At 53.5% G+C, this 23,894-nt stretch carries 23 protein-coding genes; 15 read left to right on the top strand and 8 right to left on the bottom strand.

The features are described 5' to 3' along the window. Window positions 1-38: 38 nt before the first annotated feature. From DYE26_RS17715 to DYE26_RS17700, 4 genes are all read left to right on the top strand, one after another. The gene (locus DYE26_RS17715; protein ID WP_036625924.1) at window positions 39-1,472 is read left to right on the top strand and encodes a serine hydrolase domain-containing protein; all 1,434 of its coding nucleotides are present in this window, start codon (window positions 39-41) and stop codon (window positions 1,470-1,472) included. 141 nt (window positions 1,473-1,613) lie between these two features. After that, window positions 1,614-2,432: a DUF6138 family protein gene (locus DYE26_RS17710; RefSeq protein WP_221928476.1), complete on the top strand. Its 819-nt coding sequence runs from the start codon at window positions 1,614-1,616 to the stop codon at window positions 2,430-2,432. Window positions 2,433-2,522: 90 nt separating this feature from the next. After that, window positions 2,523-3,119, top strand: a complete 597-nt coding sequence (locus DYE26_RS17705) for a hypothetical protein (RefSeq protein WP_124333574.1) — start codon at window positions 2,523-2,525, stop codon at window positions 3,117-3,119. Further along, window positions 3,103-3,351: a hypothetical protein gene (locus tag DYE26_RS17700; RefSeq protein WP_036625923.1), complete on the top strand. Its 249-nt coding sequence runs from the start codon at window positions 3,103-3,105 to the stop codon at window positions 3,349-3,351. The genes DYE26_RS17705 and DYE26_RS17700 overlap by 17 nt, the downstream gene beginning before the upstream one ends. A gap of 131 nt (window positions 3,352-3,482) precedes the next feature. Here DYE26_RS17700 and DYE26_RS17695 read toward each other — a convergent pair whose 3' ends face one another. Next, the gene (locus tag DYE26_RS17695) at window positions 3,483-4,037 is read right to left on the bottom strand and encodes a GNAT family N-acetyltransferase (protein ID WP_036625922.1); all 555 of its coding nucleotides are present in this window, start codon (window positions 4,035-4,037) and stop codon (window positions 3,483-3,485) included. Window positions 4,038-4,280: 243 nt separating this feature from the next. On the opposite strand from DYE26_RS17695, the gene DYE26_RS17690 reads away from it, so the two are divergent. Beyond that, a complete protein-coding gene (locus DYE26_RS17690; RefSeq protein WP_036625921.1) occupies window positions 4,281-5,054 on the top strand; it encodes an acetoin reductase in 774 nt (257 codons plus the stop codon). 77 nt (window positions 5,055-5,131) lie between these two features. Here the strand turns inward: DYE26_RS17690 and DYE26_RS17685 are convergent, their stop codons facing one another. Then, window positions 5,132-6,001 carry a sulfurtransferase gene (locus DYE26_RS17685; protein ID WP_155621525.1) on the bottom strand — a complete coding sequence of 290 codons (870 nt, stop codon included), beginning with the start codon at window positions 5,999-6,001 and terminating at the stop codon, window positions 5,132-5,134. Between the two features lie 15 nt (window positions 6,002-6,016). Continuing rightward, window positions 6,017-6,229, bottom strand: a complete 213-nt coding sequence (locus tag DYE26_RS17680) for a hypothetical protein (RefSeq protein WP_036625920.1) — start codon at window positions 6,227-6,229, stop codon at window positions 6,017-6,019. A 204-nt stretch (window positions 6,230-6,433) separates the two neighbouring features. Here DYE26_RS17680 and DYE26_RS17675 point away from each other — a divergent pair, with 204 nt between their 5' ends. Next, window positions 6,434-7,378, top strand: a complete 945-nt coding sequence (locus tag DYE26_RS17675) for a DMT family transporter (RefSeq protein ID WP_036625918.1) — start codon at window positions 6,434-6,436, stop codon at window positions 7,376-7,378. 262 nt (window positions 7,379-7,640) lie between these two features. On the opposite strand, the gene DYE26_RS17670 is transcribed toward DYE26_RS17675, so the two are convergent. After that, complete coding sequence (locus DYE26_RS17670; protein WP_036625917.1) at window positions 7,641-8,618, bottom strand: iron-hydroxamate ABC transporter substrate-binding protein; 978 nt, start codon at window positions 8,616-8,618, stop codon at window positions 7,641-7,643. Window positions 8,619-8,849: 231 nt separating this feature from the next. Here DYE26_RS17670 and DYE26_RS17665 point away from each other — a divergent pair, with 231 nt between their 5' ends. Further along, entirely contained in the window at window positions 8,850-9,659 is an 810-nt protein-coding gene (locus DYE26_RS17665) for a tetratricopeptide repeat protein (RefSeq protein WP_036625914.1), read from the top strand. Window positions 9,660-9,714: 55 nt separating this feature from the next. Here DYE26_RS17665 and DYE26_RS17660 read toward each other — a convergent pair whose 3' ends face one another. Genes DYE26_RS17660 through DYE26_RS17650 form a run of 3 tightly spaced genes read right to left on the bottom strand, consistent with a single transcriptional unit; the run spans window position 9,715 to window position 14,053 of the window. Then, window positions 9,715-10,344, bottom strand: coding sequence for a DUF1266 domain-containing protein (locus DYE26_RS17660; RefSeq protein WP_164815206.1), 630 nt, complete (start codon window positions 10,342-10,344; stop codon window positions 9,715-9,717). Between the two features lie 38 nt (window positions 10,345-10,382). Further along, complete coding sequence (locus tag DYE26_RS17655) at window positions 10,383-12,353, bottom strand: J domain-containing protein (RefSeq protein ID WP_036625910.1); 1,971 nt, start codon at window positions 12,351-12,353, stop codon at window positions 10,383-10,385. Beyond that, window positions 12,353-14,053 (bottom strand): molecular chaperone HscC, encoded by a 1,701-nt coding sequence (locus tag DYE26_RS17650; RefSeq protein ID WP_036625908.1) that lies wholly within the window; start codon window positions 14,051-14,053, stop codon window positions 12,353-12,355. Before DYE26_RS17650 ends, DYE26_RS17655 begins: the two co-directional genes overlap by 1 nt. Window positions 14,054-14,245: 192 nt before the next feature. On the opposite strand from DYE26_RS17650, the gene DYE26_RS34890 reads away from it, so the two are divergent. From DYE26_RS34890 to DYE26_RS17630, 4 genes are read left to right on the top strand one after another with little or no spacing between them, the layout of a single operon-like run. Further along, a complete protein-coding gene (locus tag DYE26_RS34890) occupies window positions 14,246-14,575 on the top strand; it encodes a J domain-containing protein (protein ID WP_036625906.1) in 330 nt (109 codons plus the stop codon). Beyond that, a complete protein-coding gene (locus DYE26_RS17640) occupies window positions 14,520-15,428 on the top strand; it encodes a tetratricopeptide repeat protein (protein ID WP_036625903.1) in 909 nt (302 codons plus the stop codon). The genes DYE26_RS34890 and DYE26_RS17640 overlap by 56 nt, the downstream gene beginning before the upstream one ends. A 47-nt stretch (window positions 15,429-15,475) precedes the next feature. Next, window positions 15,476-15,763, top strand: coding sequence for a hypothetical protein (locus DYE26_RS17635; RefSeq protein WP_124333577.1), 288 nt, complete (start codon window positions 15,476-15,478; stop codon window positions 15,761-15,763). Window positions 15,764-15,784: 21 nt separating this feature from the next. Continuing rightward, window positions 15,785-16,441, top strand: coding sequence for a DUF1266 domain-containing protein (locus DYE26_RS17630; protein ID WP_036625897.1), 657 nt, complete (start codon window positions 15,785-15,787; stop codon window positions 16,439-16,441). Between the two features lie 342 nt (window positions 16,442-16,783). On the opposite strand, the gene DYE26_RS17625 is transcribed toward DYE26_RS17630, so the two are convergent. After that, window positions 16,784-17,779, bottom strand: coding sequence for a ketoacyl-ACP synthase III (locus DYE26_RS17625; RefSeq protein WP_036628772.1), 996 nt, complete (start codon window positions 17,777-17,779; stop codon window positions 16,784-16,786). A 390-nt stretch (window positions 17,780-18,169) separates the two neighbouring features. On the opposite strand from DYE26_RS17625, the gene DYE26_RS17620 reads away from it, so the two are divergent. The 4 genes from DYE26_RS17620 to DYE26_RS17605 are packed head-to-tail and all read left to right on the top strand — an operon-like array spanning window position 18,170 to window position 23,735. Continuing rightward, window positions 18,170-19,576, top strand: a complete 1,407-nt coding sequence (locus DYE26_RS17620; RefSeq protein WP_036625894.1) for a sucrose-specific PTS transporter subunit IIBC — start codon at window positions 18,170-18,172, stop codon at window positions 19,574-19,576. Window positions 19,577-19,596: 20 nt separating this feature from the next. Continuing rightward, window positions 19,597-21,849 (top strand): beta-glucosidase BglX, encoded by a 2,253-nt coding sequence (bglX, locus tag DYE26_RS17615; protein ID WP_036625892.1) that lies wholly within the window; start codon window positions 19,597-19,599, stop codon window positions 21,847-21,849. Beyond that, a complete protein-coding gene (locus tag DYE26_RS17610) occupies window positions 21,846-23,219 on the top strand; it encodes a glycoside hydrolase family 32 protein (protein ID WP_036625889.1) in 1,374 nt (457 codons plus the stop codon). Before bglX ends, DYE26_RS17610 begins: the two co-directional genes overlap by 4 nt. A 12-nt stretch (window positions 23,220-23,231) precedes the next feature. Further along, complete coding sequence (locus tag DYE26_RS17605; protein ID WP_036625887.1) at window positions 23,232-23,735, top strand: PTS sugar transporter subunit IIA; 504 nt, start codon at window positions 23,232-23,234, stop codon at window positions 23,733-23,735. Window positions 23,736-23,894: the final 159 nt, after the last annotated feature.

Here is a 23,894-nt window from a genome sequence, read left to right as displayed (position 1 = left end):
TTCAAGTTCCAAAATTTCCAAATAGGGGAGATGGAAACATGAACACCTTGGGGAAAACACTGCCGAGAAAAAGTTTGGAGGAGCTGGGAATTTCGGCTCGCAATGTCATCGATTTTCTGGATGAAATGGAAGCGCAATCAATTGAGCTGCACAGCTTTATGCTGGTGCGCCACGGGCATGTGGCGGCCGAAGGCTGGTGGGAGCCCTACCGCCCGGAGCTTCCTCATATGCTGTTTTCACTGAGCAAAAGCTTCACCTCAACCGCGATCGGCATGGCGGTGCAGGAAGGTCTGCTGAAGCTGGACGACCCGGTGATCTCCTTTTTTCCGGATGATCTGCCTGACGAGATTTCGCCCAATCTGGCCGCGATGCAAATCCGTCATTTGCTGATGATGGGCACGGGCCATGCCGCCGATACGACGGAAGCGCTGCACGAAGCGGAGGACGGCAACTGGGTCAAGGCTTTTTTAAAGCAGCCGGTGGAGCATGAGCCCGGAACGTTTTTCTTGTACAACACCGGTGCCACTTATATGTTGTCGGCGATTTTGCAGCAGGCGTCCGGTCAAACGCTGCTTGAGTTTTTGCGGCCCCGGTTGTTTGAACCGCTTGGCATTGAACATCCAACCTGGGAAACCTGTCCGCGCGGCATCCATACCGGGGGCTATGGCTTGAAGATTACGACCGAGGACATCGCCAAGTTCGGCCAATTGTACTTGCAAAAAGGGTTGTGGTACGGCAGGCGGCTAGTGGAAGAAAGCTGGATTGAAGCGGCGGTCTCGAAACAGATTTCCAACGGGGACGGCGGGGACAGCGACTGGGCGCAAGGGTATGGCTATCAGTTTTGGCGCTGCCGTCACGGCGTATATCGGGGGGACGGGGCGTTCGGCCAATTCTGCATCGTTTTGCCAGAGCGGGACGCGGTGATTGCGATGACAGCGGGCACAAACGATCTTCAGGGCGTGCTGAACGGGGTATGGGATCATTTGCTAGGCGCCTTTGGGCCGGTCCCGGCCGTCCCGGACGGTTCGTCCGGGGAGTTGGAGCGCCGGCTGCGGGAGCTTCGTCTTGAACCGCCGCGGATGGAATGCCGCCCGGACGCCGAAAACCGGCTGAACGGGCAAAGCTACAGCCTCGAAGAGAACGAGTTGGGTCTGGCGAGCTTTCGTATGGATTTTTACGAAAAGAAGGCCAGCCTGCAGCTCAAAAACAAGCAAGGGGAGCATGCCCTTGAATTGGGCCGGGGCGAATGGGGGATCGGGCGGTCATCCCTGTCCGGGCCGGAGGAACGGGTCGCCGCTTCTTTTACCTGGCGAAACGCGGAAACGCTGCTCCTGACGATTCGGCGGATTGAAACGCCGTTTGCGCTGAGCGTCGAAGTCGAGCTTTTTGAACAGGGGATTGAAATCCGCAGTGAAATCAATGTATCCTTTGGGGAAACGAAGTTCGCTCCGATCCGGGGGAGGCTGGAATAAAGAGCAGATCCTGTCCCTTGGCCCTATCGTTGAAATAGCTGCAAAATGCACTTAAAACGAATGATTGGGTATATTGATAGAAAGCTAGCTGTATGATTTGCGAGTAATCGTCATCGCTTCAGAGAAACAGGAGGACCGACAATGAACCAGGCTGTGGAAGCTTTTTTGAATGAGGTGTGGAAAGAAGTCACCGCGATATACGCCAAAGAAAGCAAGCGGATCAATGAACCTAGCAATCAAAGCAGGCTGCAGGCAGGAATCATGGATTACCTTCAAGTAGCCTGGAGAAAAGGCAAGCATACCCGGGAAGCGGGGGAAATTCACATCGATGTCTATGAGCCGTTCTCCTGGAGCGACAGTTCCTACAAAATTGAAGCGGGCGCTTATATTACGGAGTTGAGCGACGAACTGCTGACCGAGGAGTTTTTTCCTGCCTTGTGCGGGCTTGTAGACGGTCTGTTCCGCTCGGAGGAGCTTGGTTCCCGTTTTTTTGATTACAAGTTTGAAATTGTATTTGAGTTTGAACGGGAAAGATCGAAACTAACGCTGAACCGCCAGTTGTTTAATGAGCCCAAACGGAGCCAATTGCAAAAGTCGCTGGAACAGTTTATCCAAACCAAGATTCTCTCCGATCCGCCCGTGCAGCCGGGTGAGCAGGACATGTTCTTTTTCGCCCAACATTTGGCCAATCCTGATCTTCGGGAGCGTGAAAAAACTGGCCGGAGCGGCCCGAAAAGCCCAACCGCCGCTAAAAGAAGGCCTGGAACAGCTGCTCTCGCTTTAAATGTCGGTGTTGTTGTTGGGATAAGCCGAGCCGGCCGGGGGAAGGCAAGAGCCTGCGTTCATACGCGGGCTCTTGCCTCTGCTTACATGGTAGTTATCTATAACCGAATAACCCGCCGGAATTCTATCGCCAGTATACTTTGCAGCGGCGGCGCTCAATGTGCTAAAGGTCACTGATCCGAGGAATGGCTTGATTTTGCCATTTTTGCACCTGAGGAATTGGAGAACCAGCAGGTAGGCTACCGCGTGGATCCGGCAGGCCGTTCATTGATTTCAAACGAGGAAGGAGCCTGGCAGGAGGAATGGATCGTTATCGGCCATACGCTGCTGACCGGCGATCCGATTATTGTCGACCTCGGCGAAGCAGGACATCCCGTCTCTTACTTAATGCACGGCATGGGAGAGTGGGGAGCGGGCAGCTATATCGCCGGTTCAATGCAACATTTGAGAGATATCTTCAAAAAAGCAAATAAATGGATGTCGGGCCAAAGCAGGCCGCAAACAAATCGGAATCTGCCGGTCACGTGTGCCGAGTTGGATGCCTTGGTCGCCGAAATCGCGGAGATGGACTACGCAGATGCGGAAACCTGGAAGATGCTGCTTGACCCGGCATACGAATCGGCCAAGGCGTATGAAGAGGAGATGATCCGGCAAATCCGGGCCATGAATGAACAAGGGACACAGCTCGATTGGACGAGGCCGAAGGAAACGTCCGGAAGACATTCCGATGCTGCAGAACCACGTATGCTGCGCGCTTTGCCTGGATTCGCAAGATCGTGTGATTTTCGCTCAATATGCCGATCATACCTCTTCGCGTATTGTCAGAGCCCGGAGCGGTTCGGAAGGGATGGAGGTGCTGCTTGATCAGGGCATACAAGACGTGGACGGAATCTATGTCAATGAAGAATTGGATGAGCTGTGGATCTATGATTCCCCCGTCGTACAGCTTAGAACTTACTCCACCGGGGAACCGGTCCAAAAATATGATCCTTGCCAATGGTCTTACTCACCGTACCTGATATCCAACCGGGTTTCAATTCAGCCCCAGGCAAGCATGGTTGCCATTAGCCATAAAACGAAAGTACGGCTGGGGTAACGGACCGGAGGAAAGGAAGCACCCACCCCAAGCTTGGCTGCTGAAGGCGGGTTTTGTGCTTTCCAATTCTATTGGATATTTCCAATCAGAGCGCCTGCGTCAGACCGTGGAAACGTGCCGGCCGTCCATGTTCATTCAAAAATCAGATACCAAAATATCGCAGTTTCATCGCTGTTTTTATGAATGCCCCGATATAGATGAAAATCAAACCCGCCTATAACAAAGCCGCAGCTCCGGTAAAATTCGCATGCCTTCACATTGTTGCTCTGGGTTTCCAGCATGATTCCGGGCATTCCGCCGTTATGCGCCCACCGCTTGGCCTGTTCGATCAGTTTGCGGCCGATTCCGTACCCTCTATAGTTTTTGTCTACGGCTATGTCTTCGATAAGAGCATAGTTGTTCCAGTTCCGTTTCAATACGAGACGGCCGACTGCCTGATTATCCAAGCAAGCCAAATACACGATTTGATCGGGGTTACCGATGTAGTCCGAGTAGTTTTCTTCCTCCGCGTCTTTAAATTGCGGATCCGAATAACTTTTTGTATAGCCGGGGATTTTGTTCACTGTGAAATCGATTTGCCTGCCAGTCAGGGACAAGCTGAGGGTGGAATCTACGGTAAAACTGTCGTCGATATCTTGCCAGGCATCTTCATCTGCCGTCGAGAGTTCCCGAATCACAATATTCATACAAATCCTCCTAATTCTTTACGTTGGGGCATACCTGGCGAGAGCATGGCGGGAAAGACGGGCCGCGAACTTCCCTGCTTGACGGGCAACCTGCCGCCGTCTCCAAGCCTTAGCGATGGACGGAGCAGCGGTAGCAGGCCACTTCCAATGACACCAGCCATTTTAATAATAATTGTCTTGACCCCTTTTTCACAATAGATTTACAATTAAAGGGTGATATCCATTATTTAAGGAGGGGTAACCATGTCGAAGGTAGCAGTCGTAACCGGATCGGCGGGCGGCTTGGGCAAAGGAATTGCACGGCGTCTGGCAAAGGATGGCTTCAAAATCGTACTCCACGATATCAATGAAGAACTGTTGCAAAGCGCACTGAAAGAATTCGAAGCAGACGGTTATGAAGTTCTGGCCGTCGCTGGAGACGTGTCCAAGCGCGAGGACCAGTTCAACCTGGTAAGCAAGGCGGTGGAGCGGTTCGGACGTTTGGATGTATTCGTAAACAATGCGGGGATTGACGCGGTTTCGCCGTTTCTGGAAATCGACGAGAAGCAGTTGAACAAGCTATTTTCGATCAATGTAAACGGCGTCGTTTTCGGAACGCAGGCTGCAGCGGAACAGTTTATCAAACAGCAATCCAAAGGCAAGGTAATCAACGCCTGCAGCATCGCCGGACATGAAGCTTACGAAATGCTGAGCACCTATTCCGCGACCAAGCATGCGGTCAAGGCTTTCACCCATGCGGCGGCCAAAGAATTGGCCAAGCACCAGATTACGGTAAATGCGTACTGCCCCGGTGTTGCTAAAACTAAGATGTGGGATCGCATCGATGAAGAGATGGTCAAATACAACGACAACCTGAAGCCGGGCGAAGCCTTCGAGAAGTTCTCCAGCGCGATTGCCCTAGGACGCTACCAGACACCGGAGGACGTAGCCAATCTGGTGTCCTTCCTTGCCTCGGACGATGCCGACTATATTACCGGCCAGGCCATTCTGACGGACGGCGGGCTGGTGTATCGTTGAGACGGCTCCGGCGTATGGATCAAATTTAAAAGGGGAGAGGCCCGTGTGAAGACGCGGGCTTCTTCCCTTTTAAAATCTTAAGCCTCTTCTCCCGTCGCAATCGGATTCTCCTCATAGCTAATCCAATCGCTCCAGCTTCCCGCGTACAGCTTCACCTGCGGATAGCCGAGCTTGTGCAAGGCCAGCACGTTGGGGCAGGCGCTGACGCCGGAGCCGCAGTACACGATAACCTCGCGTCCGGCATCCAGCGCATCGGTTACCGGAGCGAGCTGATCTTTGAGCTGTTCGCCGCTTTTCCAGGCTCCGCGCTCGTCGAGCAGCTCCTTCCAGAAGCGGTTGATCGCGCCGGGGATATGCCCGGCCTTGGCGTCCAGCGGCTCGGTGCGGCCGGCGTAGCGGTCGGCGGCGCGCGAGTCGACGAGCACGGTGCCGGGATCGCCGAGCGCCCGGCGAACGTCCTCCACGCCGGCCAGCATGTCCGGCCGGAGGGTAGGGGCGAAGGCGGCGGGAACGACGGTCCGCCGCTCATCGGTGACCGGGTAGCCGCCGGCCTGCCAGGCGGCAAATCCCTCGTCCATGACGTAGACTTCGTCATGGCCCAACCAGCGCAGCAGCCACCACAACCGGGCGGCGTTCAAGCCCCCTTGGTCGTCGTACGCGACGACCCGGGAGGCATTGCCGATCCCCGCCCGGCCCAGCCGCTGCGCGAGCGCTTCCGGGGCAGGCAGCGGATGCCGCCCGCCGTGCGCGCCTGCCGGTGCCGAGAGATCTTCCTCGAGATCGAGAAAGACGGCACCGGGAATATGGGCGGCGGCGTAAGCTTCGCGCCCCGCCTGCGGATGGCCGAGCTCAAAGCGGCAATCGACAATGACGAGGTCGGGTTCGTACATGCGGGCAAGGCCCCACTGTTTGGATACGATCGGTTGGATCAAAGGCGACGGATTCATCTTGAATAACCTCCTTTATTTGCGAATCTCGAAAAACTGGCAATCCCGGCGCGGGTGGTAGGTAATGTCGCTGACACCGGATTGGGTAATGATCGTCTCTTCGGTAAAGCGAATAATGTGCGTGTTGTTTTCGACGAGATGGTCGTCCCGGAAAACCCTGACGCGCTGCTTCCGGTCAAGGGCTTCCTGAAAGTCGGCGTCCGTCAACAACTCTCTTGTTATCGGCATATGTAAGGCTCCTTTTAAACGGGAGATAGCTAATCCATTTCATTGTACCCTGATCTGTCTGCCGGGGAAAGCCGGACCGGAATATCGTCGTTTTTCGTTGCCAAATTTGATTGAGGATATTTCGCCGTTTCGCTATAATATAGGGGTTTGCGATTCGCATTATGAACGGATTTAGACTAATCATGGAAGCAGGGAACTGCCAGTATGAATTCGAATGCCAAATTGTCGGCGAAATACGAAATCCTCTACATCATCGGAATCATCGCCATTTCTTTCTCTTCGATTTTTGTCCGCTGGTCAAGCGTTGACGTGTCGGTGATTGCGATGTACCGCTTGTATTTGACCAATTTGCTGATGCTCCCGTTGCTGTGGAAATACCGCGGGGAAATATTCCGGCTAAGCGCCAAGCAATGGGCGCAGCTGCTGTTTTCCGGCTGTATGCTGGGGCTGCATTTTTTGCTGTGGATGCAGTCGCTCCGGTTGACCACCGTCGCCAGTTCTACCGTTATCTTGACGTTGGAGCCGATCCTGGTCATGGTCGGTTCTTTTTTCCTGTTTGGCGCAAAAATCAACAAGGCGATGATGGTCGGCATCGGCATGGCGCTCATCGGTTCAATCGCCATCGGTTCCGGGGATTTTTCGCTGTCCGGGCAAGCGGCGGCCGGCGATTTGCTGTCCCTGCTCGGGACGATCGCCGTCGCCATCCACATGCTGGCCGGCAAGCAGCTCTTGAAGCATATCAGCGCTTTTGTCTACAATTTTCTGGTGTTTGCTGTCGCGGCAACTTCGCTGGCGGTGTATAACGCCATCTGCGGGCTGCCGTTTACCGGATATGCTCCGCGGGAATGGGGGATTTTTTTGCTGCTCGCCATAGTCCCCACTTTGTTTGGGCATTATCTGTTCAACTGGCTGATGAAATATCTCAGCGCCTCGGCCGTATCGATGGCTGTGCTCGGCGAACCGGTATTCGCTTCGCTGCTCGCCTGGCTGCTGTTGAAGGAAAGCCTGTCAGCGCTGCAGCTTTCGGCGGGGGCGCTGATCCTATGCGGGGTGTGGATTTTTATCAGGTACGGAAAAGAGACCACGAATCCCGAGCGCAAAAGCCCCAAGTCTTTATCGGCGGCGGGGGACGGGAGAAAAGCGGGCTGACCGGGAGAGATTGGCTGAGCGCAAGGCCAGCCGGATGACCGAAGGCAAGTCGAAGGATCGAAGGCAAGGGAGAATTCATGACGGTGGTATCCTCGGCGTTGCGTTGCATTCTAATAGACGGATTCCGTGGCGGAATCAGGCTTTCTATGGAGGTGGCAGCAACCCCGGGAGCAAAGCGCTGACGCCAAGCTGCCCGGGGCTGAGACGTGGGACTTGACATAATGCGGAGCGGGGGAAGGCCACTTGGGCGTCCCCCCGCTTTTTATTTTCCTTGGTTGCTGGCGATAATCATATCGACGAACAGGCCGATTTGTTCCTTGACGGCGATCGGGTCGTAGCGGTAAAACGTGTCGAAGTCATTGTAAAAGACTTTGTTGTTTTTGATCGCGTCGATGTTTTTCCAAACCGGGGAGGCTTTCAGGTTGTTCAGCGCTTCGCCGGTTTTGTCCGGGTCATAAGTCGTCAGGAACATGTAATCGGCGGCATATTCCGGCAGCGCCTCCAGCGACAGCTGGAAGGTAGATTCCTTCGGATCCCACTTTTCCGGCCCTTTGAGCTGCAGAGCGTTATACAGCGCTTGGCCTCCGCGCCCGGCGTTGTCCCCGAAAATCCACAGCTCGCCTTTGTTGGTCAGCTCATAGATCCCAAACGTGTCGTCCTCTTTAACGACGCCTTTCAGCTTTTCCCGGCCTTCGGCGGCCTTTTGGTCATAGTCGGCCAGGAAAGCTTTGGCTTTCTCGGGTTCGCCTACGATGTCGCCGAACGTTTCCACGGTGTTGTAGATGTCCGTGGTCGTACCGTAAGGAAGGTACAGCGTCGGCGCGATTTTGGACAGCTCATCGTAATTTTTGTCGTACATCACCACGATTAAATCGGGCGCAAGCTCGAGCGTTTTTTCCAAATTGACGGGGTTTGCCCCGACATCCTCGGTATTCGCCAGCAGGTCCTTGAGGAACGGATTGTTGAAGGCGTCCGGTTCGGCGCCCACCACGTTGCCGCCCACGGCCAACAGCTCCCCGGCGTAGTAGTCGGTCACGATCCGCTGCGGCTTCACCGGAATTTCGACCGGTCCCTTGACCGTATCGTAAGTACGGGTCTCGGCAGCGGCTTTTCCACCTGTATTTTGCCCGGCGGCGTTCGTATTTCCGGCCGCCTGATTGGCGCCGCCGCAAGCGGTTAATAGGATCGTTAACGCAAAAGCGCACGCGGTGATCGAAAATATCTTCTTTTTCTTGTACATATGAGCCTCCCTCTTATCCAACAGCAACATTTTCTAATCAAAAAAGATAATGATAATCATTATCACCAAATGATCTGAAAAAATCATAGCAACATCCATTTTTTCTGTCAATACGGAAGTGGTGAAATTTCCGCCGCAACGGCCGAAATATTCTATATATAAAGGCGTAAGGCGGCGCCCGGGCGAACGAACCGGATGCTAAGTCTGGAGAAGGAGAGGAGTTTCTACCGGATGTTAAGGAAAATCGCCGAAATATTGAAGGAACTGCTGGTTTTAATCATCGCTTTAACAGGTATCGCAGTGACGGTATATATGCAATACCGGTGGGATTCATTTGGCCACAGGCAGCGGGCGCTAATTGAGGAGGGGGATGCCGAGCTTGCGGCAAGCGCTTTTGATTCCGCTTTAACTTTGTACGACAGAGCGTTGGAAATAAACCCGCATAATGCAGAGGCCTTGAAAAAAAAGAAACGGTCCGAGGAGGTCATCCGCGCCGCGGATTCATTGGTCCGCAAAGGAGAAGAAGCGATGCGGTTAGGGCAGTTGGATGAGGCGTACGATTATTTTGTACAGGCTAAAAAACTGTTTCCCTTGAATCCTAACGACGGTTATCAAAGGAATCTAAGCGTTTTTGAAAAAGATTGGGTACGCACCTACTTGGACGCTCTGCAGCAATTGGATGAGAATTGGACGGCAATCAACTTGCGTCTGCAGAAGGGGGAAACCGCAACCTCGGAAAGTGTAATGAACGACATTGCGGATATGTACCCTTTGGCGCAAGCGGCTTATCGGGCATCTAGCGGCGAAAGCAAGCTGAAATCCCCCGAAGGGATCGAATTCTATGAGGAAAAACGGACGATGATTAAACAGTTGACCGGCAACCTCGTACGCTACGGCATATTTCCCGAAAATCCGAACGAAGGCTTGGCGGAGAAGGACGAATTTATCCGGAACGTACAAAATAAATACCAGGCATTTCTGGAAAGGTTGGCCGCTCGCAAGGCGTGGCTCCGAGAAAGGCATCCCGATATTTATAAATAAGGCCAAGAAGCCGGCCCTCCGCAAGGAGTTGATCGCGTTAAGGACGGGCTTCGGATTATTTTAAAGGGTGATTCCAGTCAATGGAGGGAATTGCCCCGGAAATGTTCAACAGGCTGCGGGCGTAAGCAAGCTGCAGTGAGTCCCCGTTCCGTTGAGGGAAATAAAAGCAGGCTCCCGCGATACACGCGGCAAAAAAATCGGACCAGCCGGTGTAATTGGTTTGAGCCATTTTGGCGGCTTCAAGGCAGTACCCGTTGGCCTCGGATTCCTTTAGCCAGCGCCTCCGCACGCCCGCTCTGGACAGCGCCGTCAGCAGGGCGAAATCAAAGGCCGCAATGTTGGCCGGAGGGAGGATGTGCATCCACTGGTTTACGCACTTCAGCTTATGCTCCGTTTCGCCGTCCTCCCGGAAGCTCGCCAAAAGCTGCCTGCGGACCGCCGCCGACATGGTGGATATCCGCTGCGACAATTCGTTGAATTCACAGCGGTGTCCTTCATAAAACAGCCACCTGAGCTTGGTCTCAAAACCGGCTTTATCGTGAATCCCGAGAAACGACAGCCATTCCTTCAGCCGGGACCTTGGGCAAACGTCCAGTTCATGGCAGCCGCAGAGCTGACGGTATGGCTCCGGTCCGGCGGCGAACAACGGGTACGTCATAAAATGGTAAAAAATAGTTTGATTCAAACGGGCTTTTCCCAACATGAGCATAAGTCCTTTCAGGTTCAGGATTGGCGCATCCGGCGAATTCCGCGGATTTTCCGGTATTCGAAAGCAAGCCGGTATACACTGTAAATCCACAACACCGCCAGAAAACCGAAAAGCATCAGGTTTGGTGCGATAACGGGGGAAGCTGTCTGCGGGCCGGCGACTTCCAAATAAAATGGCTGGAATTCCGGCAAAGCTTCCGCACCGGACAGCGAAGCGCTCCCGAGGTCGAAACGGTAGCTTTCGAGCAGCGCCCCCAGGGAATCGTCATCGAAGGACGGTTTCCATAGCAGCATTTTCAGCACCGCGGCTTGCAGCTCGGGCTCCAGTTCACGAACGTAACCCTTCAGGTTCTCCAACGCCGCATCATCCGGCGCTTTTGCCGCTAAACCCACCGCAAGGATCAAAGGCTTGCCGAGAAATTCCCCAAGGTATACAGTGTATTCCGGATCGCCATAGTCCATGTAATGGACGTAGGCATAATCTTCGTTCTGGAAAGCATAATCCTCGTCGCTGCGGGCATACATCCCCAGATTTAAATCTCTGATATTGCTGACCTCGAGTTGCACATAACGTTTTCCGTCCAGCGTTTCCGCATCCGGCAATCCGTTCATGATGACCGGCGTGCCGGCATGAGCCGCGGCCCAATAATACAGCAAGCAGCCTAGCAGCGACAAGGCGGTCAGGACCGAAACGGACAAATATAGCAGTACGTGGCGGTTTAAATAAAATCTCCATGAGTTGTTGCGGGAACCGGATATGCTCGCTTCGGTCAACCGGTCCGCCGCCCGCCCGTCCAAGTCGTTGATTTGCACGGCCTGCCGGAAGGATTCCGCAGCGCTGCCGCGGTCTCCGAGCATTTGATGAGCGATTCCTTGCAAAATGAGGGCTTCGTTATGGTTTGGCCAGCGGGACAGAATAAACCGGCATTCTTCAATCATCCGCTCCGGCTGGTTTGTTAACCGCCAAATTCGGATACGGTACAGATAGCCGTCGATCTCGTCCGGGACCAACTCGATCAGGCGGTCAAAATAGGCCAGCGCCTTTTGCGTGTCATCTATGCGCAGATATCGTTCTCCAAGCAGACGCAGCAAATCGGGATCATCCGCAAAAATGTCATGCGCCTGCTTCAGAAATTTCAACGCCGTTTTTAACTCGTTTCTCGCCAGGGCGTGCCGCCCTTCATCGCGAAGAAATAAAAAGCGGTCGATATCGATGCCTTCCGCCCGGAGCAGGAATTCATAGCGCAGTCCCGGCTCTTGAAGCTGCCGGATGTAATAGCTCAGGAACGAATCGGCGAAGTAGCCGCGCTCATACTGCGCCGCTTCCCGCAAGTTTTCCGCCCAGCCGAAGCTGTTTTCGAGCAGCCTCCACACCTCGGGAGGCAGAAACCTGCGCGTTTGCAGAAGCTCCAGCAATCGTCTGCCGATCACCTGCTTGGCCTCCATATTCCACATGATGTCGGAATCGAGCAGTTCCAGCCATTTCGCGGTCGATATCCGCGACGGAAAATCATCGTACAATACGGCGGCGCTGGCGATAAAATCTTCGACCGTTAGCGGCCCGTCCGGCACGGGGTGCGGGTTCCCCGGGAGTTCCTGGTGCAGCCGGGGCGGAGGGAGCACAGGCTCCGGCGCATCGCCAGGCGCATCGGCTTCTTCGTATTCAGACGGCGGCCAAAGCCGGATCCGGGGAGGAGCGGCCGTTTGCTCCGTTGCCGGAGTTTCCCGCCGCGGCAGCCCGGCTTCCGCCGGCCTGGCTTGATCCGTCCGGGCATCCGCAGTTTCCGCGCTTGCCGCCGCTTCCCCGGCTATTCGCAGGGCATGCTTCTTGGCGTAGGATACGGCGGCGTCAAACGCTTCCCGTAAAGCCTGGTACCCCTCGGGGTCGTCCTCGGGATGATGCTTTTTCAATTGCTTGGCGTACGCCCGCTTGATAAGTTTGATATCTTCCGTGCGGCCGATGCCGAGCCTTTCCCAAATGGTCATTAAAACTCGGTCCACCTTTCCAGCGAGTCAAGCTTCTGCTTGAAGATGGCGGCTTTCTTCTTGATTTCCTGTTCGTTCTGCGAGGCGAGCGCCCGCTCGAATTCAAAGATCAGACTGGCGATGTACTCGCGTTTGTCGTTTAGGGACTCCTCATACAGCCGTTCGCCGCGGGCGAGCAGCAGGCGGTTTTCGCTGCGGTCGCGCGGATGGATTTTCAAATGCTTCAGCTCTTCGAGCCGGGCTTTGATCTGTTCCGGGGAAGTTTGGCCCGGATTTTTTTCGATAATCATCGTTTTTTTCTCGCCGGTGCTTATTACCGTGACTTCTACCTCAAGCACCCCATTGATGTCGTAGGTGTAGCGAACGTCGATCTTCTCTTTCTCTTTTGGCGCGGCAGGGACCTCGATCACGAGATCGCCCAGGTGCACGTTGTTCTCTACCTTGCGGCTTTCCCCTTGATAAATGCCGACGTTCATACGCGTTTGATTATCCCGAATGGCGCACAGACGATCCACCTTGCTGACGGGAATCGGTGTATTGCGCTCGATGATGGGAAGGAAATGTCCGCTCTCGTAAACATCGTCTTTAATTTCCACCGCTATATCGGTTCCCAGCGTAAACGGGCAGACGTCGGTCAGGATCATTTCCTGCAGGCTGGCGTCGCGGTCTTTCAAGGCCACCTGGATGGCGGCGCCCAAAGCGACCGCTTCGTCCGGATTGATCTGTGAAAAGGGAAGTCTTCCGAACATTTTGCTGACGATCGATTTGATAATCGGCATCCGGGTCGCTCCCCCGATCAGGATGACGGCGTCGAGGTCCTGCGGCGTCAGCGACGCATCGCGAAGCGCCCGTTCAATCGGGTTCCGCAGGCGTAGGAGCAGCTGCGCGGCGAGCTGTTCGAATTGGCTGCGGTTCACGGTGAGCTGCAAGGTTTGGCCTTCGCGCATGAACACCATCTCCCCCGCATTTTCATTGCCTAGAACGAGCTTGCACAGCTCCGCCTGTTTGATGAGCGCCGTCTTTTCTTTGGTCGGCAGGTTGGCGTAATCAATCCCGTGGGTCTCCACAAAATGGGATAGCAGCAGTCCGGTAAAATCCTCGCCGCCAAGATAATTGTCTCCGGCGATCGACTGCACTTGCATCACGCCTTCAAACAGCTCCAGCACGGATACGTCAAACGTTCCGCCGCCCAGGTCGAAAACGAGGAACCTTGTATCCGATTCCTGCTGGTGCAAGCCGTAAGAAATCGCCGCTGCGGTAGGCTCGCTGATGAGCCGCTCCACATGCAATCCGGCCAAAGCCGCCGCGCGCAAAGTCGCTTTCCGCTGCGCATCGTTAAAATAAGCGGGCACGCTGATCACGGCCTCTTCCACCGCTTCGCCCAAATAGGCTTCGGCGTCTTCTTTTAAAGCGCGCAATATAAAAGAGGACAAATCCTCGGGAGAAAAGGGGTGCTCCCCAAGCTGATACGTTTTGTCGGTTCCCATATAACGTTTGAATGTGGAGGCCGTGAGATGGGGATGCGTGATCATGCGCTCTTTGGCGATTTGACCTACCAAAACTTCGTTGTTGTCGTCCAAGCTGACCACGGAAGGCGTCAAACGCTTGCCGAGCGAGTTGGGAATAATGACCGGACCATGCTCCGTCCAATAAGCTGCAAGGGAATTCGATGTTCCCAGGTCGATACCGATTTTTGCCATAATCATATACCTCGTATTTCGTTTTATATATACATTGTATCGGATTAGCGCGGGCGATTTTGAAATTGTTGAAAGTTTTCATTATGAAAATAACGGACTACTGTTAAACCGGGGAGAAGCTCCGTCGATAATAATAAGTTGCTGTCCCTAAAGACAGGTGAAAATTAAGGTGCCCGGTGGTGAAATGACGGTTTGAACATATGGAAAATCCTTGAGATCGATCCGACGCAGGATCAACCGCAAATTCGCAAGGCGTATGCCCGAATGCTAAAAAAATACCACCCGGAGGGATATCAGCGGCTAAGGGAAGCTTTCGACGAGGCGATGAAGCTGGCCAAACAAAAGGGAATTTTCCCGGACGATGAAGATACGGCGGAAAGGGAAGCGGAAGCTGCGGAAGAGGAAGACGAAGTTTGGGAAGAGGAGCGGACTTTACAGCCTTTAGAATTTCAGGTGTTTGAGAGGTTTGGGAGAGCGGGAGCAGCCGCCACTCGCGAAATCGTCCCCGGAGCTTGTCGCTGAATTTATAGAAGAGCTGGACGGCTTATACCTAAATTTCGCTTCCCGCTGCAATGTTGCCCTGTGGGTGGAGCTGCTGAACGGCAACGTTCTTTGGCAGCCGGGGAACCAGGGCTTGTTGGGTGCCCGGGTGCTTGATTATTTGAATGAGCACTATTTTTTGCCCGAAGCGGTGTGGGGGCTGCTGGAAGATGCCTTCGGGTTGGAGGAGAGGTTTATTCACGATCCTTCCGGCTTCGGGGAGAGATGCCCTAAGGTTTGCGAATATGCCTTTAGGAGTTCACCTGCCGCTACATTGGGATACTCCAGCCTGAGCGAAGCGGATGGGATCGATGTTGAAGCTTATCTGCATGCCCGCGAAGATTTCGTGACGGCGATGCTGGCGAATGAGCCGGATAGCGCGCGTGAAGCGTTGGAACGGGCGCTTGATATTTATGACCGCGACGCGGAAATCCTCCGCCTGCAAATCGAGTTTTACCGCCGGACCGGTGAATTGGAGCGGGCTTTGTCGGCCTGCAACCTGTGGGTTAGCCAATTCGCCGGCGATGCGGAAGTGATCATTGTCCGCGTCTCCGTACTGCTGAACATGGGACGCCCGGATGAAGCGCGGGAAGAGCTTGAACGGATCAGGCCCGCAAGGCCCGATGATGCGGAAGTTCTGTCGTTGTTGGGGCGGTGCTATCTCCGGCTGGAGCAAATGGGTTCCGCCCGCGAGGTGTACGACCGGATGTTGCGGAATAATTCGAGGGATATCGAGGCAGTTGTAGGCCTGGCCAAAATCGATGCATACATAAGCGGGCTGCCGCGGTTCGGCAAGGGCCGCCGAAAGCAAATGCGGCAGTTGAAACAAGAGTAGGGCAAGCATTCGCTGCCGGGGTTTTTAAAGAAGCTGGCCATCTTTTTATGGCTGAGAAAAGGGATTGTTTTCTTCATCATTTTGCTGCATATATTATTACCGATTGCCTGGTACTCCAATATGGAGGTTTCCTTCCCGGAATACGTGAAGCGGGAGATCGTTCCGGCCGAACCGCCTTTGGTAACGGCGAAGGAAGAGCTGAAAAACGTTCCTCCCGGAAGCGCGGTTCGGCTGAAGCTGACAAACGCGTTTTGTACGCTATTGTTTTATGTTTATTATATTTGCGGTTTATCGTGTTGCTGTTCCGAAGCAAGCGTTACTTGATGTATAAATAAACGAAGGAACGGAGGAATATCGTGACGGCTACGGCTATAATTCCCAAAAAAGAATGGAAGTCGACTGCGAATACTATGCTGTCGATCGTCTCCGTAGGGGGAGTGGCGGATTACTATATTAACAATCCTGAGAAGAGGTACGCAGGCAAACTGTTCATCAAGAGAACCTTAGCTCAGTATGGAGTGGAAAACTCGGATCAACTGAAGGAAAGTTTGGAATGGCGGCTTTCAAAAGGGATACGCTATGAATTTGAACAAATATACCGGGGGCTGTGCCTGCAGGCCGAAACGGAGCGTATCCGAAAAATCGAAGCCGAGACGAATCCTCATGTGAAGCACAGGCTGGCCGTAGCCAATTATTACTTGCGGCGCATGCCGTCCGGCGGAGTGGGGGCATATGACTTTGCCATCGTGGCAATGCATAGTTTGGGCGGAGTAGGGGTGGGCTGGTTAACGGATGCTGAAGCGGGCGCTTACGTGGAGAAGGCCGTGAGGCTGACCCGGGAGCATTATTCCAACTGGCACGACTACTGCATCGGTTTTACCGTTGGATTGGAGTTTTTTAATTCCGCCGATCCAAGCTCCTTCAGTTACGTAGAAGATGGCATGAGACGTCTAAGAAGATTGCTCAATTTTAAAGACCAGCCCGTTTGTAAAGGAGAAGTTTTTCTAGTCTAAAGAGTGTCAAAGAGACGATCAAGGACCGTCCGGATTTCCGGGCGGTCCTCTTAGGTTCAAACTGAACCTCTGACGAAAATAGAGGTAATTTATGTCGTTATTTTGAGATATCCTTCCTCTAACGCAAATTAAAGGAAAATTTTTCCGTTATTTAGGATTTTATTCGGGAAAAGGTGGATGTTTGCCCTCATTTTTCTGAAATAGAGGTAAAAAATTCCCCTATTTCTGCTGTACTCCCTTCTTAGGTGAAAATAAGGACTTTTTTTACCGTTATTCCCAGGACCACCACAAAAACGCAGGCCGTTTTAGAGCTCCGCTCCATACGCTCTGAAATTTTATAATTTAGGAACGCAGGTTGGGAACGCCCCAGCGCAAAATCAGACCGGCATGAGTCAAGCCGCCGCCAAAGCCGTACAGGAGCATACGGTCGCCGTGTTTCAACCGGCCCGCATCGAGGCCGGCCTGCAGTGCGAGCGGGATGGACGCAGAGGACGTATTGCCCATGTCCTGTACGCTTTGCAGCGTTTTGCTAAGCGGGAGCGAGGCTTTCTCGCAGATCGACTCGACCATGCGCAGGTTGGCGCTGTGCGGAACGAACCAGTCGATATCGCCGCGTTCGAGGCCGGCCTGCTCCAGGATCTGTTCGATCCCGGCGGAAACGGTGCGCACCGCCCACTTGAACACTTCGCGGCCGTTTTGCACGAGTTTCCCGTTCCCCGCAAGCGCCACTCCGTCCATCTCGTCAGCCAGCCCGGAGCGGTAAACGTGGATGCCGCCGGCTCCGTTCGTGCCCATGACGTACGCCTCGAATCCGGGCTGCTCCGGGTCGTATTCCACGAGGGCGGCGCCGGCGCCGTCTCCGAACAAAATGCAGGTTGTGCGGTCGCTGTAGTCGGTAATTTTGGACATCGTTTCTCCGGCGACGACAAGGATTTTTTTATGCAGCCCCGAACTGATCAAGCCATTGGCCATATGCAGGGCGTAGGTGAAGCCGGCGCAGGTCGCGTTGAGGTCGATCGCCCCGGCGCCTTCCATGCCGAAATGCTTCTGGACCCGGCAGGATACCGTCGGAAACGAATAATCGGGCGTCGTTGTGGCGGCGATGATGAAATCGACATCGTCCAGGGATGCACCGTAAGTTTCCCGCAGCCGTTCGGCGGCGCGAATGCACAAGTGCGAGGTAAAAACATCGTCGGCGGCGATATGGCGCTCCTTGATGCCCGTGCGTTGCACGATCCATTCATCGCTGGTGTCCACCATCCGCTCCAGGTCTTCATTGGTTAGGATCCGGTCGGGAACATACGAACCAAACGCGGTGATGCGGGCTTTCGATACGATTGACAAACGAATCACTCCTTCGAGATGTGGTTTTGTGGTTTTGTGGTTTTGTGGTATTAGTATCAAGTATTGGTATCAAGTATTAGTACCAGGTATTAAATTGAGTATAGCAGGTTTCTTTTCATTTTCCAATCGTTTTGCTGTCCACCGTTTGGATTTTAGTAGTTTGGCTTCACGGAAGCCTAAGATATACGGACGATTTTAACAGTCTTTCCGGAAGGTGGTTAAACCTCGGCTGCTATACGGAACGGTGCATGCACCGCAGCAAAAATGGTCAAAATTTGACCTTAATGAAGTAAAATAATCCCGCTGTTTGTAAGCGCGATCATGATATGCTTGAGAAGCAAACCGGTCAATACTACAACCAGTTGAGAGGAAAGGGAGAGCCTGATGAGTTCCGACAAAGAATACGTTAAAATCGCCCAGGACGTGATTAAAGGGCTTGGAGGAGAAGACAATATTATTTCCATGGCCCATTGCGCCACACGGCTGCGCCTGATCGTCAAAGACAGGGATATTATCGACGATGAGTTCATTGAAAATATCGACAAGGCCAAGGGTGTGTTTTTTACATCCGGGCAATATCAGATTATTTTCGGCACCGGTATTGTGAATAGGGTTTACGAAGCGATGATCGGACAGAATGTATCCGCCACCTCCAAAGCAGAGCTGAAGGAAAAGGCCTCGGCCCAGGATGATAACTTTTTCAAAAGAATGCTCCGGATTTTCGGCGACGTATTCGTCCCGATTATCCCGGCATTGGTAGCTACAGGGTTGTTCATGGGGGTTAGAGGGCTGGTCACGCAGCCGGCGCTGCTTCAATTATTCGGCCTTACCCCCGAGAATATTTCGGCGGATTTCTTGCTGATTACGCAAATATTGACCGATACCGCCTTCGCCTTTTTACCGGTGCTGGTCTGCTGGTCGGCATTCAGGGTGTTCGGCGGGTCCCCGTTGTTGGGGATATTGCTCGGATTAATGCTGGTCAGCCCTTCGCTGCCAACGTCCTGGGATGTCGCCCAGCATGTTAAGGAGCCGATGGTATTTTTTGGATTCATTAAAGTCGCCGGTTATCAAGGTTCGGTACTTCCGGCCTTCATTCTGGGGGTCGTGGGGGCGCTGTTGGAAAAGAGAATCAGAAAATGGGTCCCCGAAGCCCTGGATCTGATTTTAACGCCGTTTTTAACCTTGCTGGTCAGTTTAGTGCTGGGCTTGTTCGTGATCGGCCCTATTTTTCACGAGGTTGAGGTGCTTATATTGGCGGGGGTTACGGCGATTTTGAAATTGCCGTTTGGCATCGGCGGCTTGATTTACGGCGGCATCAATCAGCTTATTGTCATTACCGGACTGCACCACGCTTTGAATTTGATAGAAATCCAGATGCTGGTGGACAGCGGCTGGAATATCGTTAACCCGATCAGCTCGGCGTCGATTTGCGCGCAGGCTGGGGCAGCGTTGGCTGTCGGTCTGAAAGCCAAAAGTTTAAAAACCAAATCCATCGCCTATCCATCCTCCTTATCCGCGTTATTGGGGATTACGGAACCGGCTATCTTCGGGGTGAATATCCGCTACGGCAAGCCGTTCCTAATGGCGTTGATCGGCGGAGCGGCCGGCGGATTTTTCGCCCGGATATTCAACGTCCAGGCGACAGGCATGTCGATTACGGCCATCCCGGGGATGTTATTGTATCTGAACAATCAAATCATTCCGTATATCGCCGTCTGCATCATCGGCTTTGCGGTGGCCTTTGGCCTCACTTGGTTCTTTGGGTTTAAAGAGAGAACGGACAACAAATAAAACTTCTGTGGAGAGAAACAATGGATGACAAATTACTGCGCGAAAAACTGGACTGCCTTTCGGTTCAAGAGAAAATCGGCCAGTTGGTCCAACTGACCGGCGACTTTTTTGAAGGCGATATCGATACGGTCGTGACGGGGCCGCTGAAAAAATTAGGGCTAAATCCAAGTTACAATGTTTACAATACCGGCTCCATCTTGAACGTCACCGATCCGGAAAAAATGATCCGGCTGCAAACGAAGTATTTGGAACATTCGGCTCACCAAATTCCGCTGCTGTTTATGGCGGATATTATCTACGGATACCGGACCATTTTCCCGATTCCGCTGGCTCAAGCGTGCAGCTGGAACTTTGAGCAAATCGAGCGCGCCGCTGCGATCGCGGCCCGGGAGTGCTACGAAGAGGGCCTTCACGTGACCTTTTCGCCGATGGTGGATATCGTCAGAGACCCCCGCTGGGGGCGGGTGATGGAATCGCCCGGCGAGGATACTTTACTGGCGCGGAAATATGCGGAAAGCACGGTGGCGGGAATTCAGGGAAGGAATGCGCGGAGCGGCGCCATCCCGGCCGATAAAATCGCCGCCTGCGTCAAGCATTTTGCCGCTTACGGGGCGCCTGTCGCCGGGCGAGAGTACAATGCGGTGGATATGTCCGAGCATACGCTCAGGGAATATTATTTGCCGGGTTATCAAGCCGCCATCGAAGCCGGGGCCAAGCTGGTGATGACCGCTTTCAACACCTTGAACGGCGTTCCGGCGACCGGGAACGAATGGCTTAATCGCGACGTGCTCCGGCGGGAGATGAATTTTGACGGTGTGCTGATCTCGGATTACGCCGCGATCGAAGAGCTGATCATGCACGGTTACGCCGAAGATGAAGCTGCCGCCGCCAGGCTGGCCCTGCTGGCCGGCGTCGATGTGGATATGAAGACGGCGGTATACGCCAATCAACTGGAGCAGGTCATTTCCGGCAACGAGCATATGCTGGGGCTTTTAGATGAGGCTGTATACCGTGTTTTAAAACTGAAAAGCGATCTGGGGTTGTTCGAGGACCCGTTCCGCGGTTTGCAGGAAACCGTGCGGCGGGGGAGCAGCAGCATTCTGTCGGATGAACATAAGGGGGCTGCGCTGTCATTGGCGGAAGAATCCGTCGTCTTGCTGAAAAATGAACATGAGCTGTTGCCGCTGTCGCCTCAAACTAAGATCGCGGTAATCGGTCCTTACGCGGAAGAAAACTCCACCTTGGGCATATGGGCGATTAAAGGGGACGAGGCGGATACCGTCAACTTGAAAACGGGGCTGCTAAAGCATGCCGATCCCGCCCGGCTTTCGGTCTGCCGCGGGGCGTACATGGTCCCCCTTGATGAACGGGAAGCCCTTGGCAAATATGCGGACAAGCTGCCGGCCGAAACGGCCGGGGAGGAGGAATTGCTGCAGGAAGCGATCCGGAATGCAAACGAAGCGGACGTCATCGTTCTCGCCTTGGGAGAAAGCATTTATCAGAGCGGGGAAGGCGGCTCGCGCACGAACCCGGCGCTTCCCGAACCGCAGTTGAAACTGTTTCGCGAATTAAGCGGGCTGGGCAAGCCGCTCGCCGTAATCGTCTATAGCGGCAGACCTTTGATTCTTACCGAAGTTGCCGAGACAGCCGATGCCTTGATCCAGGCCTGGTATCCGGGGACGATGGGCGGGGAAGCGCTGGCTAACTTATTGTACGGCCAAGCCAATCCGTCCGGGAAACTGGCGATGACGTTTCCCCGCAGCGTCGGGCAGATTCCCGTTTATTACAATGAGCTTAATACGGGCCGGCCAAATTTGCCGGAAAACGGCTCATACCGGTTTGCGTCCCGATATATCGATGAAGCGAACGAGCCGCTGTATCCGTTTGGTTACGGTAAATCTTATACCACGTTCACATACAGCCTTTTGTCCGTGAGCCGGAAGGAAATGAGAAGAAATGAGTCGATCGAGATCAGCGTCGCTGTCTCCAACACCGGGATGTATGACGGCAAAGAAACGGTCCAATTGTACATTCGCGATAAGTTCGCCAGCGTGGCAAGGCCGGTGAAGGTATTGAAAGACTTCCAAAAGATCTTCCTGCGCAGCGGCGAGACCGGGACGGTTCAATTTACGATCCGCGAAGAGATGCTTAAATTTTACGGAAGCAACATGGAGTGCAAGAGCGAGCCGGGTGAGTTTGAAGTTTATATCGGGGCAAGCTCGCAGGACATTTCCTTGAGTTTTAGTTTTGTTTTATCCGGAGGAGGAACATGAATAGAAGCGATGCTTATGACTTGAAATTTCATATCACCCCGCCTCACGGGTTATTAAACGACCCGAATGGACTTGCTTTTTTCAACGGTCAATATCATGTGTTTTATCAATGGAATCCACACGGTACCGAACATAAAAATAAATGCTGGGGCCATATGGTTTCGGACGACCTGGTGAATTGGCGCAGGAAAAACGCCGCGCTGGAGCCTTCAGAATGGTATGACAAGGACGGCATTTATTCCGGCGGGAGTGTTGTTCATGATGGCAAGCTGCACCTCTTTTACACGGGAAATGTAATCCGGGACGACGGGGTGAAGGAAAGTTATCAGTGCGCGGCCGTTTCCGAAGACGGCGAGTATTTTCGCAAAATCGGCCCGTTGTTTGAACATCCCTCCGGCTATACGAGACATGTTCGGGACCCTAAAATATGGAGAGATCAAAGCGGAAGCTGGCGGCTCATTGTCGGCGCACAAACGGACGATTTAAGGGGTGACGCGCTGGTCTACAAATCCGCGGACTTGAGCGCTTGGACCTGCCAAGGCTCGTTTTTGGAACATGATCATAAGTTTGGCTACATGTGGGAATGCCCGGATGTCCTGCAATTTCCCGAAAATGATGTATTTGTGTTTTGTCCTCAGGGATTGCCGGAACAAGGAGAAAACTTTAGAAATCCTAATCAATCGGGATATATTGTCGGGAAAATAGCGGAGACAGGCAAATTCCACGGTGAGCTGGCCGATTTTCAAGAGCTCGATCGCGGATTTGATTTTTATGCACCGCAGTCGTTTAAGGTTGGCGATCGAATCATCCTGTTCGGCTGGATGAACTCTATGGACGAGGAAACGGAGAAGGCCGTTCCGACCGTTCAGGAAGGCTGGATCCACACGCTGACCCTTCCCCGGGAAATCGTGCTGGCGGACGGCAGGCTTTACCAGAAGCCAATCCGGGAATTGCAAGGGTTAAGACAGGACGGCATGCAGGGGAATATCGGCAACAATGGAGTATGGCAGCTGCCTGCTTTGCAAGCGGAACTTATCATTAATTTTTCCAAGCTCAGCGAAAATTTCCGGATGATGATCAGGGGCGCTGTGCAAATTGACTATGATCGGGAACAAAACAGTCTGACCGTCTGGAGAACCAACTGGGCGACCAGGCAGAGAGAGTACAGGAAAGCAATATTAACTCATACCCTTGCGGAAATGCGGCTATTTATAGAAAGCTCAAGCCTGGAGATTTTTGTGAACGAGGGGGAAGAAGTATTTTCCCTGCGTTATTTCACGGAAGATGCCCAGCAGCGCGCCGTTCGGCTCGAGGCTGGCGGCAATGAAGGAAAAGTCAGCATTTACCGGTTGCAACAATGCGTAGATTAAGGAGAGATTCAATTGTTCCATTGGGGCCGAAATAAGAAAGCATTGGATTCGCTGGAGATCGCATCCCCCATTCCCGGCAAGGCGGTGGAACTGAAAGAGGTTCCCGATCCTGCTTTTGCCCAGGGGCACATGGGGGGAGGAGCGGCGATTGAGCCGGCGGAAGGCAAGGTATACGCTCCGTTCGAGGGAAAAATAGCCCATCTTATGGACAAAAGCAAGCACGCGGTGATCGTCGAGCATAGGAGCGGCGTGCAGGTGCTCATCCATGTCGGTATAGATACGGTGTCGTTAAAGGGCAACGGATTTACGGCACATGTGAAGACCGGCGCGAAGGTAAAGCAGGGGCAACTGCTGCTTGAATTCGATCAAGAAGCCATTCGGGCCGCCGGTCTATCGCCGCTTAGTCCAGTCATTGTCCCGGACGGACCGGAAGCCGTGGCGAGGGTGGAAATTCACGTCGGACAGCAGGACGATGGCCATAACGGACCGTTAATGACGGTGTACTTGAAATCATAAATAAAGGGCCAAAGAAGGGCGCTCACTTTCCGCTTGCGGGATCGAGCGGCCTTCTTTATTATCTTAGGCCTATGGGATGAATTGTGGCTTGTCCGGGCAATTTACGATCAGTATAGTAGTAACTAACTAACCGATTGCTCATGGCCGGCAGATGAGGTG

This window comes from Paenibacillus macerans (assembly GCF_900454495.1).
GTDB classification, from domain to species: domain Bacteria; phylum Bacillota; class Bacilli; order Paenibacillales; family Paenibacillaceae; genus Fontibacillus; species Fontibacillus macerans.
This window is presented reverse-complemented; position numbering and strand designations above follow the sequence as displayed.

Bases quoted from the DNA above. Each gene is read 5' to 3' on its own strand.
- DYE26_RS17715 (WP_036625924.1), top strand. From the start codon at position 39: ATGAACACCTTGGGGAAAACACTGCCGAGAAAAAGTTTGGAGGAGCTG.
- DYE26_RS17710 (WP_221928476.1), top strand. From the start codon at position 1,614: ATGAACCAGGCTGTGGAAGCTTTTTTGAATGAGGTGTGGAAAGAAGTC.
- DYE26_RS17700 (WP_036625923.1), top strand. From the start codon at position 3,103: ATGGAGGTGCTGCTTGATCAGGGCATACAAGACGTGGACGGAATCTAT.
- DYE26_RS17695 (WP_036625922.1), bottom strand. From the start codon at position 4,037: ATGAATATTGTGATTCGGGAACTCTCGACGGCAGATGAAGATGCCTGG.
- DYE26_RS17690 (WP_036625921.1), top strand. From the start codon at position 4,281: ATGTCGAAGGTAGCAGTCGTAACCGGATCGGCGGGCGGCTTGGGCAAA.
- DYE26_RS17685 (WP_155621525.1), bottom strand. From the start codon at position 6,001: ATGAATCCGTCGCCTTTGATCCAACCGATCGTATCCAAACAGTGGGGC.
- DYE26_RS17680 (WP_036625920.1), bottom strand. From the start codon at position 6,229: ATGCCGATAACAAGAGAGTTGTTGACGGACGCCGACTTTCAGGAAGCC.
- DYE26_RS17675 (WP_036625918.1), top strand. From the start codon at position 6,434: ATGAATTCGAATGCCAAATTGTCGGCGAAATACGAAATCCTCTACATC.
- DYE26_RS17670 (WP_036625917.1), bottom strand. From the start codon at position 8,618: ATGTACAAGAAAAAGAAGATATTTTCGATCACCGCGTGCGCTTTTGCG.
- DYE26_RS17665 (WP_036625914.1), top strand. From the start codon at position 8,850: ATGTTAAGGAAAATCGCCGAAATATTGAAGGAACTGCTGGTTTTAATC.
- DYE26_RS17655 (WP_036625910.1), bottom strand. From the start codon at position 12,353: ATGACCATTTGGGAAAGGCTCGGCATCGGCCGCACGGAAGATATCAAA.
- DYE26_RS17650 (WP_036625908.1), bottom strand. From the start codon at position 14,053: ATGGCAAAAATCGGTATCGACCTGGGAACATCGAATTCCCTTGCAGCT.
- DYE26_RS17635 (WP_124333577.1), top strand. From the start codon at position 15,476: ATGGCTGAGAAAAGGGATTGTTTTCTTCATCATTTTGCTGCATATATT.
- DYE26_RS17620 (WP_036625894.1), top strand. From the start codon at position 18,170: ATGAGTTCCGACAAAGAATACGTTAAAATCGCCCAGGACGTGATTAAA.
- bglX (WP_036625892.1), top strand. From the start codon at position 19,597: ATGGATGACAAATTACTGCGCGAAAAACTGGACTGCCTTTCGGTTCAA.
- DYE26_RS17610 (WP_036625889.1), top strand. From the start codon at position 21,846: ATGAATAGAAGCGATGCTTATGACTTGAAATTTCATATCACCCCGCCT.